Source organism: Citrobacter sp. Cb023 (assembly GCF_030336805.1).
In the GTDB taxonomy this organism is placed as follows: domain Bacteria; phylum Pseudomonadota; class Gammaproteobacteria; order Enterobacterales; family Enterobacteriaceae; genus Citrobacter; species Citrobacter braakii.
This window is the reverse complement of record NZ_JAOWCV010000040.1, coordinates 96784-110997: the sequence shown is the minus strand read 5'-3', so window position 1 is coordinate 110997 and position 14214 is coordinate 96784. Positions and strand designations below refer to the sequence as shown.

Sequence of the window (14214 nt, the reverse complement as noted above, 5' to 3'; positions counted from 1 at the left end):
AGACAACGATTGAATGAACGTCCAGGTTCCCCGGTTGCTAACAAGGCGTCCTGCCGGGTTAAAAGCCCTCCGCTTTCACGGAGGGCAATGGCAACCTTACTCGCCCTGGCTTGCCGGAGCTTCCGGTTCGCCTGCAGGCTGAGACTGCTCAGTTGCTTCTTTAATGCTCAGACGTACACGGCCCTGGCGATCAACTTCCAGAACTTTGACCGGTACTTCCTGGCCCATCTGCAGGTAATCGGTCACTTTCTCAACGCGTTTGTCAGCGATCTGAGAGATGTGTACCAGACCTTCTTTACCGCCACCGATGGCAACGAATGCGCCAAAGTCAACGATACGGGTCACTTTACCATTGTAGATACGGCCTACTTCGATCTCTGCGGTGATCTCTTCGATACGACGGATAGCATATTTCGCTTTCTCGCCGTCGGTCGCAGCAATCTTCACAGTACCATCATCTTCAATTTCAATGGTGGTGCCGGTTTCTTCGGTCAGAGCACGGATAACAGAACCGCCTTTACCGATAACGTCTTTGATCTTGTCCGGGCTGATCTTGATGGTGTGGATACGCGGAGCGAACTGAGAAATGTCACCACGCGGTGCGTTGATCGCTTGTTCCATCACACCCAGGATGTGCAGACGCGCACCTTTAGCCTGGTTCAGAGCAACCTGCATGATCTCTTTGGTGATACCTTCAATTTTGATATCCATCTGCAGTGCAGAGATACCGTCGCGGGAACCCGCCACTTTGAAGTCCATATCGCCCAGGTGGTCTTCGTCGCCCAAGATGTCAGACAGAACAACAAAGTTGTCGCCTTCTTTCACCAGACCCATCGCGATACCCGCAACGGCAGCTTTGATCGGCACGCCTGCGTCCATCAGCGCCAGAGAAGCACCACATACGGAAGCCATGGAAGAAGAACCGTTAGATTCGGTGATTTCAGAAACCACACGTACGGTGTACGGGAATTTATCCAGTTCCGGCATCACTGCCAGTACGCCACGCTTCGCCAGACGACCGTGACCAATCTCACGACGCTTCGGAGAACCGACCATACCGGTTTCACCTACGCAGTACGGAGGGAAGTTGTAGTGGAACAGGAAGTTGTCAGTACGCTCGCCCATCAGCTCGTCAAGGTTCTGCGCATCACGAGTGGTGCCCAGGGTCGCAGTAACCAGCGCCTGAGTTTCACCACGGGTGAACAGTGCGGAACCGTGGGTACGCGGCAGCACGCCAGTACGCACGTCCAGACCACGGATCATGTCTTTTTCACGACCATCGATACGCGGCTCGCCTGCCAGTACGCGGCTGCGAACAACATTTTTCTCGATAGCGTGCAGGATTTCACCCAGTTCGTTAGCGTCCAGGGTTTCGTCTTCAGCCACCAGAGTTGCGATGGTTTCAGATTTGATCACGTCAACCTGAGCGTAACGCTCTTGTTTGTCGGTGATACGGTAAGCATCGCTCAGACGAGCTTCTGCCAGTGCGGCAACGCGTGCGTTCAGCGCTTCGTTGACGGCTTCTGGCTGCCAGTCCCAACGCGGTTTGCCAGCTTCTTTCGTCAGCTCGTTGATAGCCTGAATAACAACCTGCTGCTGTTCGTGGCCGAATACTACAGCGCCCAGCATCTGGTCTTCGCTCAGCAGTTCAGCTTCGGATTCAACCATCAGTACGGCAGCTTCAGTACCAGCAACAACCAGGTCCAGCTTGCTTTCTTTCAGTTCGTCTTGAGTCGGGTTCAGTACGTACTGGTCATTGATGTAACCAACACGTGCAGCACCGATCGGGCCGTTGAACGGGATACCAGACAGAGTCAGCGCAGCAGATGCACCAATCATTGCCACGATATCCGGGTTAACCTGCGGGTTAACGGAAACAACGGTCGCGATAACCTGAACTTCGTTAACGAAGCCTTCCGGGAACAGCGGGCGAACCGGGCGGTCAATCAGACGCGCGATCAGAGTTTCGCCTTCACTCGGACGGCCTTCACGACGGAAGAAGCTACCCGGGATACGGCCAGCAGCGTAGGTACGCTCCTGATAGTTAACGGTCAGTGGGAAAAAGTCCTGGCCTGGTTTCGCTTTTTTCTGGCCAACAACGGTAACGAATACCGCAGTGTCATCCATGCTAACCATAACAGCGGCAGTCGCCTGACGCGCCATCATGCCGGTTTCCAGCGTAACGGTATGCTGACCGTACTGGAATTTACGAACGATCGGATTAAGCAAATTAATATCCTTTCTCTATTTTTTGACGACACATTTTTGCGCCATCGTTAATACCCGATCTTCTGCGCATCCTCGCGACTAATGACAACCCTAACCCACAAGCATGAGTAAAGCCTCTCATTAGCCGCGCGAACCTCTGCAACGGAAGATCATTCATAGCAACAATACATTAGTTTCCAGCGAATTGCTGCCATCTGCTGGAAAAAAGGGGCCATGAAGGCCCCCTCTTTCTGAAACTCGAAAGAATTAGCGACGCAGACCCAGACGCTCGATCAGCGCGGTGTAACGTGCAACATCTTTACGTTTCAGGTAGTCGAGCAGTTTACGACGCTGAGAAACCATGCGCAGCAGACCACGACGGCTGTGGTGATCTTTTTTGTGCTCTGCAAAGTGGCCCTGCAGGTGGTTAATCTGTGCAGTCAACAGAGCAACCTGAACATCGGTAGAACCGGTGTCGTTTGCATCACGACCAAACTCAGAAACGATTTTAGCGGTAGCTTCAGTACTTAGAGACATTTTAAAACTCCAAAGTGTTAAGAATGAAAGGATGCCGATCTCTAATTCAGCTATCCCAGTGTATACACGCCTTCTTCAAACTGACCCTGCGCTGGCTGTGTCCGCTCACCTCGGTCACTTACCTGAGTAAGCTCCTGAGGATCCTCAGACCTGCCGCCTTGATGCAGCTCGAATGATTTTGTGTACACGCCACGCAGATTGTTAAACAATTTACGCGACGTTAAGCGGCAGTATTCTACTCGCAGCGCCCTTTTATCGCAAGACAGAGAGCGCTATGCAGGATACTCAACCACCAGGCGACGAGGGGCGACACGACCTTCATCGTCCATCTCCCCCATGCCGATAAACTTGCCGTCATCGCCTTCCGTCACGCGCACCAGCCCTTCAAGCGGCGCACCTGACGTCCGTACCGGGTTACCATTTTTAAAGTAAACCGAGGATGTTAAAGGCAAATTAACAACAGGGTAGTCCGATGCAGGACTGTCCATTGGCATCAGCAAAGGATCAAGCAGCTGCGCCGCCGGAATGTTCTGCTGTTCGGCCTGTTCAACCAGCGCATGCAGATGTTCCAGCGTAACCATACGATCCACCGGATACTTGCTGACCGTCAGACGACGCAGATACGTTACGTGCGCGCCGCAGCCCAGCTTCTCACCGAGATCGTCAACGATGGTGCGAATATAAGTGCCTTTGGAGCAGTGAACTTCCAGCTCCAGCTCGTTACCTTCGTGGCGAATAAACAGCAGCTCATAGACGGTAATCGGGCGCGCTTCACGCGGCACTTCAATGCCCTGACGCGCATATTCGTACAGCTTTTTACCCTGGTACTTCAGCGCCGAATACATTGACGGAATCTGCTCGATATCGCCGCGGAAAGTCTCCAGCGCGCTGGCAAGCTGCTCTGCGCTGAAGGTTACCGGACGCTCCTGCACGATTTGCCCATCGGCATCGGAGGTGTCGGTACGCTGGCCCAGACGGGCAACCACACGATAGCGTTTGTCAGAATCCAGCAAATACTGGGAAAACTTAGTCGCTTCACCGAGGCAGATAGGCAGCATGCCTGTCGCCAGCGGATCCAGCGCGCCGGTATGTCCCGCGCGGTTGGCATTGTAGATGCGCTTTACTTTTTGCAGTACGTCATTGCTGGACATGCCCTGCGGCTTATCCAGCAGCAGAACACCGTGAATATCGCGACCACGACGACGAGGACGACTCATCAGTCCTCCTTGCTGTCGTCCGCTGGGTTCACACGACGCTCATCGTCATGTTTCACCACGCTGGTCACCAGGTTGGACATGCGCATCCCTTCAACTAACGAATTGTCGTAGAAGAAGGTCAGCTCAGGCACGATACGCAGACGCATTGCTTTACCCAGCAGAGAGCGGATAAAACCAGAGGCTTCCTGCAGTGCCTTAATGCCGTTTTTCACGGCAGCTTCGTCCTGATCGTTGAGGAAAGTCACGAACACTTTAGCGTATGCCAGGTCTCGGGACATCTCAACACCCGATACGGTGGTCATCATACCAACACGCGGGTCTTTGATTTCGCGTTGCAGGATGAGTGCGATTTCTTTCTGCATCTCCTGCGCGACACGCTGTGGGCGACCAAATTCTTTCGCCATAATAAATTCTCCAGAATAAAGACAAAAAAGGGGCCATAAGCCCCTTTTTAAATTTCTTGCCGGGTGGCGCTTCGCTTCCCCAGCCTACACTTAATCATCTTCTAAGGATTTTGGGTTGCAGCAAGGCGGCAAACTCGTAAATCCCCGGGAGCATAGATAACTATGTGACCGGGGTGAGCGAGCGCAGCCAACGCAGTTGCGGCCCAAAAGACGACGAAGATTATGCGATGGTACGTTTGATCTCGATAATCTCGAACACTTCGATCATATCGCCAACGCGAACGTCGTTGTAGTTCTTAACGCCGATACCACATTCCATGCCATTACGGACTTCGTTGACGTCATCTTTGAAGCGGCGCAGGGATTCCAGCTCGCCTTCATAGATAACCACGTTGTCGCGCAGTACGCGGATTGGGTTGTGACGTTTAATAGTGCCTTCGGTAACCATACAGCCTGCGATAGCGCCGAATTTCGGTGATTTGAACACATCACGAACTTCAGCCAGACCAATGATCTGCTGTTTCAGTTCCGGAGACAGCATGCCGCTCATCGCTGCTTTCACTTCGTCGATCAGATGATAGATGACGGAGTAGTAACGCAGATCCAGGCTTTCTGATTCGATAACTTTACGTGCAGAGGCATCAGCACGGACGTTGAAGCCAACCAGAATCGCGTTGGATGCCGCAGCCAGGGTCGCGTCGGTTTCGGTGATACCACCTACGCCAGAACCGATAATCTTCACTTTTACTTCGTCGGTAGACAGTTTCAGTAAAGAGTCGGAAATCGCTTCTACAGAACCCTGAACATCGGCCTTCAGAACGATGTTCACTTCGTGAACTTCGCCTTCGGTCATGTTGGCGAACATGTTCTCCAGTTTAGATTTCTGCTGACGAGCCAGTTTAACTTCACGGAATTTGCCCTGACGGTACAGTGCAACTTCACGGGCTTTCTTCTCGTCACGAACAACGGTAACTTCGTCACCCGCAGCCGGAACACCGGACAGACCCAGGATTTCCACCGGAATGGACGGACCCGCTTCCAGGACTTCCTGACCCAGTTCGTTACGCATCGCGCGAACGCGGCCGTATTCGAAACCACACAGTACGATGTCGCCTTTGTTCAGCGTACCTTCACGTACCAGCACGGTAGCAACCGGACCACGACCTTTATCCAGGAAGGATTCGATAACCGCACCGCTCGCCATACCTTTACGCACAGCTTTCAGTTCCAGTACTTCGGCCTGCAGCAGGATAGCATCCAGCAGTTCGTCGATACCGGTACCCGCTTTCGCAGAAACGTGGACGAACTGGCTCTCGCCGCCCCAATCTTCCGGCATGATGCCGTACTGGGACAGTTCGTTTTTAACGCGATCTGGATCCGCTTCTGGTTTATCGATTTTGTTGACTGCAACCACTACCGGCACACCTGCCGCTTTCGCGTGCTGGATAGCTTCGATAGTCTGCGGCATCACGCCGTCATCTGCTGCAACAACCAGAACAACGATATCCGTTGCCTGAGCACCACGAGCACGCATGGAGGTAAACGCGGCGTGACCCGGGGTATCCAGGAAAGTGATCATACCGTTGTCAGTTTCAACATGGTACGCACCGATGTGCTGAGTAATGCCGCCCGCTTCGCCAGAGGCAACTTTCGTGGAGCGAATGTAGTCCAGCAGAGACGTTTTACCGTGGTCAACGTGACCCATGATGGTCACTACCGGTGCGCGCGGTTCTGCCGCAGCGCCGGTGTCACGGTCGCTCATTACTGCTTCTTCCAGCTCGTTTTCACGACGCAGGATAACTTTGTGGCCCATCTCTTCGGCAACCAGCTGTGCGGTTTCCTGGTCGATGACCTGGTTAATGGTCGCCATTGCGCCCAGCTTCATCATCGCTTTGATGACCTGGGAACCTTTGACTGCCATCTTGTTCGCCAGATCGCCAACGGTGATGGTTTCGCCGATCACAACGTCACGGTTAACGGCCTGAGCCGGCTTCTGGAAGCCCTGCTGCAGAGCGGAACCTTTACGCTGCTTACCGCCTTTACCGCCGCGAACCGCTGCACGCGCTTCTTCACGGTCAGCTTTAGATTCAGCGTGTTTGTTACCTTTCTTCGCCGGACGCGCTGCTTTCGTGCTGCGAGTACGACCACGACCGCCTTCTACTTCACGATCGTTCTCGTCTTCTGCCTGGCGAGCATGCTGAGAGGTGGTGACGTGATAATCGCTGGTATCTTCAACAGGTTCAGCGTTATTCACACCATTCTTCTCGTTTTCTTCCGCCATACGGCGAGCTTCTTCCGCTACGCGGCGCGCTTCTTCTTCAAGCTTGCGACGTGCTTCTTCTTCCGCTTTACGCTTCAGTTCTGCGGCTTCATTTTCACGGCGGGCTTTTTCGGCCTGGGCGGTTTTAGTCATATCGTCGGTCTGTTGATTGCTCACTTTGTCTTTTTCCGCAGCTTCACGTTTCGCTTTATCAGCGGCTTCACGCTTAGCTTGTTCTGCGGCCTCACGTTCGGCTTTTTGTTGCGCCTCGCGTTTGGCAGTTTCTTCTGCCTCACGACGGGCTTGCTCTTCCGCTTCACGCTGCGCCTGCTCTTCCGCGGCAAGGCGTTCAGCCTCTTGCGGATCGCGTTTCACAAAGGTGCGTGTCTTGCGGACTTCGATTTGTACCGATTTGCTTTTTCCACCGGTACCTGGAATATTGAGAGTACTGCGCGTTTTACGCTGCAATGTCAACTTATCGGGCGCTGAGCCGTTTTCACGGTTCAGATGCGCCAGTAAGGTTTGTTTCTCTTGTGCGGACACAGAGTCGTCAGCAGACTTCGGGATACCTGCATCAGCAAATTGCTGTACCAGGCGATCCACGGAGGTCTGTATCTCTGCAGCCAGCGTTTTTACGGTTACATCTGTCATACTGTTCCTTCCTGCTACAGTTTATTACGCTTCGTCGCCGAACCAGCAAATATTACGGGCAGCCATAATCAGCTCACCGGCTTTTTCGTCGGTCAACCCTTCGATATCAGCCAGATCATCAATGCCCTGTTCAGCGAGATCTTCCAGCGTACAAACACCACGGGCAGCCAGTTTGAAAGCCATCTCACGATCCAATCCTTCCAGATTCAGCAGATCGTCAGCCGGTTTGTTATCACCGAGACTTTCTTCCTGGGCCAGTGCCAGAGTGGTCAGTGCGTTTTTAGCACGCTCGCGCAGCGCTTCAACGGTCTGTTCATCCAGGCCGTCAATTTCCAGCAGCTCTTTCATTGGCACGTAGGCCAGTTCTTCCAGCGTCGCAAAACCTTCTTCTACCAGAACCGTCGCGAAATCTTCATCGATATCGAGATATTTGGTGAAGGTATCAATGGCTGCATGTGCTTCAGCCTGATGCTTCGCCTGCAGGTCATCAACGGTCATCACGTTGAGTTCCCAACCGCTCAGTTGTGAAGCCAGGCGGACGTTCTGACCATTACGTCCAATCGCCTGAGCCAGGTTACCGGCTTCAACCGCGATATCCATGGTGTGTTTGTCTTCATCCACCACGATAGAAGCGACGTCTGCTGGCGCCATTGCGTTAATCACGAACTGCGCCGGATTATCATCCCACAGGACGATATCGATACGCTCGCCGCCCAGTTCGGTAGAAACCGCCTGAACGCGCGCACCGCGCATACCCACACAGGCGCCGACCGGATCAATACGCTTGTCGTTGGTCTTAACGGCGATTTTCGCACGTGAACCCGGATCGCGAGCAGCCGCTTTAATTTCGATCACTTCTTCGCCAATTTCCGGCACTTCAATGCGGAACAGCTCTATCAGCATTTCCGGTTTGGAACGAGTTACGAACAGCTGCGCACCGCGCGCTTCCGGGCGTACAGAGTAAAGAACGCCACGAATACGGTCGCCTGGGCGGAAGTTTTCACGCGGCAGCATGTCTTCACGCAGGATCACGGCTTCAGCATTGCTGCCCAGATCCAGAGAAATGTTATCGCGGTTAACTTTCTTCACCACACCGGTGACGATTTCGCCTTCGTGTTCGCGGAACTGATCGACAACCATTGCGCGTTCGGCTTCACGTACTTTCTGTACGATAACCTGTTTCGCGGTCTGGGTGGTGATACGGTCAAAGGTGACAGATTCAATCTGATCTTCAACATATTCGCCCACGTTCAGGCTTTCGTCTTCGAAGCGTGCCGCTTCCAGCGTAATTTCTTTGGTCGGCTGAGTAACTTCTTCTACGATTACCCAACGACGGAAGGTATCGAAATCACCGCTTTTACGATCGATTTCTACGCGAACGTCGATCTCTTGCTCATATTTTTTCTTTGTTGCTGTAGCCAGCGCACTTTCCAGCGCTTCAAAAATTTTCTCGCGTGGCAGCGCTTTTTCGTTGGATACGGCTTCAACAACAGCCAAAATTTCTTTGTTCATCGCGGGCTTTTCACCTCAATCCAGACTGTTAAAAGTGGGGAACCAGGTTCGCCTTCTGGATATTACTCAGCGCGAACACTTCATCTTTACCTTCGACTGTGACCGTGATCATCTCACCATCCACCGCTTTGATAACGCCCTGCCATTTACGACGGTTTTGTACCGCCATACGAAGAACCAGCGTCACTTCTTCACCCAGGAAACGCACGTAGTGTTCAGCTGTGAACAGAGGACGGTCGAGACCCGGAGAGGAGACTTCCAGGTTGTAGGCAACGGTGATTGGGTCTTCGACATCCATCACGGCGCTTACCTGATGGCTCACATCAGCACAATCATCAACATTGATGCCATCTTCACTATCAATATAGATGCGCAGTGTGGATGTGCGACCACGAATAAATTCGATGCCGACCAACTCGTAGCCCAGGGCTTCAACTGGCGCTGTAATCATCTCTGTTAATTTTTGCTCTAATGTGGACAAGCCCACCCCCAAGACATAAAAAAAGGGCCTAAAGCCCAGTTATTCTGTAGTCAGATAACAAAAAACCCCGATAAATCGGGGCTTTATATAACTGAACCCTATAACCGCACCTGCGGTTCGGAAAACCTTCCGAAAGAATTTTTTTCAAATCCAGCTACGAAGGCCTAAGTCTTCACAGTATATTTGAAAAAGAACTCTAAGGGAAAGTGGTTGCGGGGGCCGGATTTGAACCGACGACCTTCGGGTTATGAGCCCGACGAGCTACCAGGCTGCTCCACCCCGCGCCTGAAACGTGGCAAATTTTACTCGTTTTGGGTAAAAAATGCAAATACTGCTGGGATTTGGTACCGAGGACGGGACGTAAAATCTGCGCACAGTATATTGATTCACTATGCGGTATGTCAACCTTGTTACGACTATGCAAATCAATGAATGCTGTCCAGCGAATATTCGACCAGATAAATGTGTCACCCGCGCCGTTATTTAACGAAATTATCACTAAACTCTTCCTGTCATCCAGAAAAGATGATTAAATGAAAACTCACTTATTTTGCATAAAAATGCAATTAGTATAATAAGCCGACCTCTTCACCAGTCTATCAAGCAGGGTTTTATTTTATGACGACGATTCTCAAGCATCTCCCGGTAGGTCAACGTATTGGTATCGCTTTTTCCGGCGGCCTGGACACCAGTGCAGCACTGCTGTGGATGCGACAAAAAGGGGCTGTCCCATATGCATATACTGCGAATTTGGGCCAGCCGGATGAGGATGACTATGACGCCATTCCTCGCCGTGCAATGGAATATGGTGCTGAGAATGCTCGCCTGGTAGATTGCCGTAAGCAGCTGGTTGCCGAAGGGATTGCTGCGATTCAGTGCGGTGCATTCCACAACACCACCGGCGGACTGACCTATTTCAATACCACTCCGCTGGGCCGTGCTGTCACCGGCACCATGCTGGTTGCGGCCATGAAAGAAGATGGCGTAAATATCTGGGGTGACGGTAGCACCTATAAAGGTAACGATATTGAACGTTTCTATCGTTACGGTCTGCTGACCAACGCCGAACTGCAGATTTACAAACCATGGCTGGATACCGATTTTATCGATGAACTCGGCGGTCGCCATGAGATGTCCGAATTTATGATTGCCTGTGGTTTCGACTACAAGATGTCCGTTGAGAAAGCGTACTCCACGGACTCCAATATGCTCGGGGCGACCCACGAAGCAAAAGACCTCGAATTTCTGAACTCCAGCGTCAAAATCGTCAACCCGATTATGGGCGTGAAATTCTGGGATGAGAGCGTGAAGATCCCGGCAGAAGAAGTCACCGTGCGTTTCGAGCAGGGTCATCCGGTTGCGCTGAACGGTAAAACCTTTAGCGACGACGTTGAGATGATGCTGGAAGCCAACCGTATCGGCGGTCGTCACGGTCTGGGTATGAGCGATCAGATTGAAAACCGTATCATTGAAGCGAAAAGCCGGGGCATCTACGAAGCTCCGGGGATGGCATTGCTGCACATCGCCTATGAGCGTCTGCTGACCGGGATTCACAACGAAGACACCATCGAGCAGTATCACGCGCACGGTCGCCAGCTTGGTCGTCTGTTGTATCAGGGCCGCTGGTTTGACTCTCAGGCGCTGATGCTGCGTGACGGTCTGCAGCGTTGGGTTGCCAGCCAGATTACGGGTGAAGTGACGCTGGAACTGCGTCGCGGTAATGATTACTCCATCCTCAACACCGTGTCTGACAATCTGACTTACAAACCAGAACGTCTGACGATGGAAAAAGGCGACTCGGTATTCTCTCCGGATGATCGTATCGGTCAGTTGACCATGCGTAATCTGGATATCACTGATACCCGCGAGAAGCTGTTCGGTTATGCGCAGTCTGGCCTGCTGACCGCCTCTTCCACAACCGGCCTGCCGCAGGTTGAAAATCTGGAAAACAAGGCGAAGTAAATATTCATCATCTTCAGGCCGCGAAAGCGGCCTTTTTTATGCGCAGAAAATAGGGATGTTCTGTTACCCTGAGGCCTGATAAGCCAGGCATCATCAGGTATTGTAATAGTCGGACGGCGTCCTAAATGTCTTATCCGACCTACAGAACTACCACAAATGACAGACGAAAAAAAAGACGCTTTGCAGCGTCTTTTTTTTGGAATTTGGTACCGAGGATGGGACTCGAACCCACAAGCCCGTTAGGGCACTACCACCTCAAGGTAGCGTGTCTACCAATTCCACCACCTCGGTACAGAATACTTAGCGTGGGATATCGCTGGTCGGCTGAGCCGGAGCAGCTGGCTGAGTTTGCTCGGTTTTCGCCGGTGCACTCAGATTTTCCCACTCACTTCCTTTATTGGTCTTATTGCTGTTCATGTTACCCAGCACCAGACTGATGATGAAGAACAAGGTTCCCAATACAGCTGTCATGCGGGTCATGAAGTTACCAGAACCACTTGAACCAAACAGAGTACCAGAAGCGCCTGCGCCAAAAGAGGCTCCCATATCAGCGCCTTTGCCTTGCTGCAGCATGATCAAGCCTACCAGGCCAATTGCCACAATAAGGAAAACTACTAAAAGAGCTTCGTGCATAATCAACCTGTTCCTTGCGGAGTTGCCGCGTACAATGCTTCGACCATTAAAGCGGGAATGTTTACTGTTTCCCACTGAAGCGGGTGTGAATACTAACCAAAGCGAATAACCTTCGCAAGGGCAATTTGTTGGCATTGTATCAACTGCGGAAAAAATCGCCACATCAATCAAAAACGCAGCAACTTCTCCCAGCATCTCTGCATGACGGCGCGTTGATCGTCAAGATTCGCCCATACCACAACGGGGATTTCACAAATCAGGTCAGCGTTTTCTGGCCAGCAGTGAATAATTTGCTGGTTCACCAACTCTTCCGCCACCATCGATTCGGGTAACCATGCCATTCCCATATGCCGCAGCACCATTTCTCGTATCGTTTCGCTTAAACCACTCTCAAACACTTTTTTCAGACGTGGGCGGACGCGTTGTTCAGCTGGCTCAATAATGCGTCTGACAAAGGTGTAGTCGCTATAGCATAGCCATGGGATCGGCACATGCGGATCGTTAAGCGCATTAGCCAACTGCGCAGAAATAACCGGTATAAATCGCTCATACCGCCATAGTGAACGTTTTAACCCTCCGGCAATCTCCAGCCCCGGCTGCGAAGACGGTAAATCGTAGGTCACCAGAAGATCGATTTGCCGATCTATCAAGGCGTTAAAGTGGTTGTCTATCCCCTGAATACTGGCATTAACCGTAAAATTTAACTGCGGTTCGCTCTGCCGCAGATAGTTGATCATATCCGGCAGGATATTCACCGACAGCGTATGCAGGCTAACCATCACCAGCGTATTGTCCGTTGCTGGCGTCATCGCCGATAGCTCGTGGCGCGCCTCTGTTAGTGTACTGAGGACGTGCCGGGCATAGGGTTCAAAGCGTTCACCATAGCGTGTCAGCGTAACGGGGGTCGTGGTCCGGTCAAACAACGGCACCCCTAACACCTCTTCCAGCGCCTTTATACGCCGACTGAGTGCGGGTTGAGTAATATGCCGCTGCGCCGCGGCCTGAGAGTAGTTTCCATGCTGACTCAATGCCAGAAAATCTTCCAGCCACTTACAATCCACGTTGAACTCTCCACCATGCCATAACCGCATCCTCCAATACCAAATCGGTAATAGTCATAGTTATAGTAATGGCTTTATGGTGGGCATCATAACAACAATATTCCTTTTCACCTGCCGACTCTCACCCACGACGTTTGACAGGACCGATATGTTTACTTTATTGACCAATGCCCGTGTTTTTTCTCCCGAGGATTTAGGCCTCTGCTCCCTGCTCATTCATGCCGACCGAATTGTGGCGGTAGAAAAAGATCTTTCCCTGTTTGATGGCGTCGACGAGGTCATCGATTGTCATGGCAAATGGGTTATCCCAGGCATAATCGATCAGCATGTCCATCTTACCGGTGGCGGTGGCGAGGCTGGATTTGCCAGCCGAACGCCAGCCGTCAAGCTACGCGATCTGATTCAGGCAGGTATTACCACGGTTGTCGGCGTGTTAGGTACCGATGCCATTTCTCGTTCGCCCAAAGACCTCTACGCCAAAATGCAGTCTCTCAACCTTGAGGGATTACGCGCATTTATGCATACGGGAGCCTACGCGGTACCCAGCCCAACCATTACGCGATCCATCCGCGATGACATGACCTTCATTCCGGCGATTCTTGGCGTCAAAATCGCCCTCGCCGATCACCGTGGTTCTTACCCCTCTTTCCAGGAATTGCTGAGAATAGTAAGCGATATCCGTGTGGCTTCCCTGCTGGCAGGCAAAAAAGGGTTACTGCATGTACATCTGGGGAATCTGCCTGAAGGGATGTCACAGCTTATTGAGCTGTGTGATGCAGGCATTCCGATTCACCACATTTCACCGACCCATGTTGCGAGAACAGCGCCCTTGTTCGAACAGGCGATTGCGTTCGCTCATCGTGGCGGCCATATCGACGTTACGTCTGGCGGTAGTCGCTTTATGCCTCAGGAGCAGGCAATCCTCCACGCTCTGGAAGCCCAGGTTCCAGCCGATCGCATCACGATCAGCTCTGATGGTAATGGCAGCGTTCCGCGCTTTAACGCCCAGGGTATTGTGGAAGGCTTAAGCGCGGCACCGGTCGCTGGTAACCTTAATCTTCTTCCTCGTCTGATTGATGTGGGGATCCCGGTGCCACAAGCGATCGCGATGTTGACGGCAAACGTTGCGCGCTCGTTGGGTATTTCCGGCGGCGTGCTCTGCGCCGGGGAACGTGCCGATATCTGTGTACTCAATGATGACCTCTCGCTGGCCCATCTGTTCGCTGCGGGTAAGCCGTTGCTGCGGGATGGCGAGTGCCTGGTTACTGGCAACTTCGAGTAAGGGGGC

General features: G+C 52.3%; 11 protein-coding genes and 2 tRNA genes. 2 read left to right on the top strand and 11 right to left on the bottom strand.

Annotated elements, in window-relative coordinates; genetic code table 11:
- Window positions 1-96 precede the first annotated feature (96 nt).
- The 8 genes from pnp to OGW44_RS21410 all read right to left on the bottom strand — a co-directional run bounded on the left by pnp (window position 97) and on the right by OGW44_RS21410 (window position 9554).
- Window positions 97-2229: a polyribonucleotide nucleotidyltransferase gene (gene pnp / locus OGW44_RS21445; protein WP_185654417.1), complete on the bottom strand. Its 2133-nt coding sequence runs from the start codon at window positions 2227-2229 to the stop codon at window positions 97-99.
- 246 nt (window positions 2230-2475) lie between these two features.
- Window positions 2476-2745 carry a 30S ribosomal protein S15 gene (gene rpsO / locus OGW44_RS21440; RefSeq protein WP_000059465.1) on the bottom strand — a complete coding sequence of 90 codons (270 nt, stop codon included), beginning with the start codon at window positions 2743-2745 and terminating at the stop codon, window positions 2476-2478.
- 272 nt (window positions 2746-3017) lie between these two features.
- A complete protein-coding gene (gene truB, locus OGW44_RS21435; protein ID WP_016157566.1) occupies window positions 3018-3962 on the bottom strand; it encodes a tRNA pseudouridine(55) synthase TruB in 945 nt (314 codons plus the stop codon).
- A complete protein-coding gene (gene rbfA, locus OGW44_RS21430) occupies window positions 3962-4366 on the bottom strand; it encodes a 30S ribosome-binding factor RbfA (RefSeq protein WP_003024988.1) in 405 nt (134 codons plus the stop codon). Before rbfA ends, truB begins: the two co-directional genes overlap by 1 nt.
- 220 nt (window positions 4367-4586) lie before the next feature.
- Window positions 4587-7277, bottom strand: coding sequence for a translation initiation factor IF-2 (gene infB, locus OGW44_RS21425; protein ID WP_046275527.1), 2691 nt, complete (start codon window positions 7275-7277; stop codon window positions 4587-4589).
- A gap of 24 nt (window positions 7278-7301) precedes the next feature.
- The gene (gene nusA / locus OGW44_RS21420; protein ID WP_003024992.1) at window positions 7302-8789 is read right to left on the bottom strand and encodes a transcription termination factor NusA; all 1488 of its coding nucleotides are present in this window, start codon (window positions 8787-8789) and stop codon (window positions 7302-7304) included.
- A 28-nt stretch (window positions 8790-8817) separates the two neighbouring features.
- Complete coding sequence (gene rimP / locus OGW44_RS21415; RefSeq protein WP_003024996.1) at window positions 8818-9270, bottom strand: ribosome maturation factor RimP; 453 nt, start codon at window positions 9268-9270, stop codon at window positions 8818-8820.
- A 207-nt stretch (window positions 9271-9477) separates the two neighbouring features.
- A tRNA-Met gene (locus OGW44_RS21410) sits at window positions 9478-9554 on the bottom strand.
- A gap of 334 nt (window positions 9555-9888) precedes the next feature.
- Between OGW44_RS21410 and argG the strand changes: the two genes are divergently transcribed.
- Window positions 9889-11232, top strand: coding sequence for an argininosuccinate synthase (gene argG / locus OGW44_RS21405; RefSeq protein WP_003024998.1), 1344 nt, complete (start codon window positions 9889-9891; stop codon window positions 11230-11232).
- 204 nt (window positions 11233-11436) lie between these two features.
- On the opposite strand, the gene OGW44_RS21400 is transcribed toward argG, so the two are convergent.
- From OGW44_RS21400 to OGW44_RS21390, 3 genes are all read right to left on the bottom strand, one after another.
- Window positions 11437-11523: transfer RNA gene (locus OGW44_RS21400), tRNA-Leu, on the bottom strand.
- A 9-nt stretch (window positions 11524-11532) separates the two neighbouring features.
- On the bottom strand, window positions 11533-11865 hold the full coding sequence (gene secG, locus OGW44_RS21395; RefSeq protein WP_003025000.1) for a preprotein translocase subunit SecG: 333 nt from the start codon (window positions 11863-11865) through the stop codon (window positions 11533-11535).
- Window positions 11866-12032: 167 nt separating this feature from the next.
- A complete protein-coding gene (locus tag OGW44_RS21390; protein ID WP_016154668.1) occupies window positions 12033-12926 on the bottom strand; it encodes a LysR family transcriptional regulator in 894 nt (297 codons plus the stop codon).
- A gap of 148 nt (window positions 12927-13074) precedes the next feature.
- On the opposite strand from OGW44_RS21390, the gene iadA reads away from it, so the two are divergent.
- A complete protein-coding gene (gene iadA / locus OGW44_RS21385) occupies window positions 13075-14208 on the top strand; it encodes a beta-aspartyl-peptidase (RefSeq protein WP_046275529.1) in 1134 nt (377 codons plus the stop codon).
- Window positions 14209-14214 lie beyond the last annotated feature (6 nt).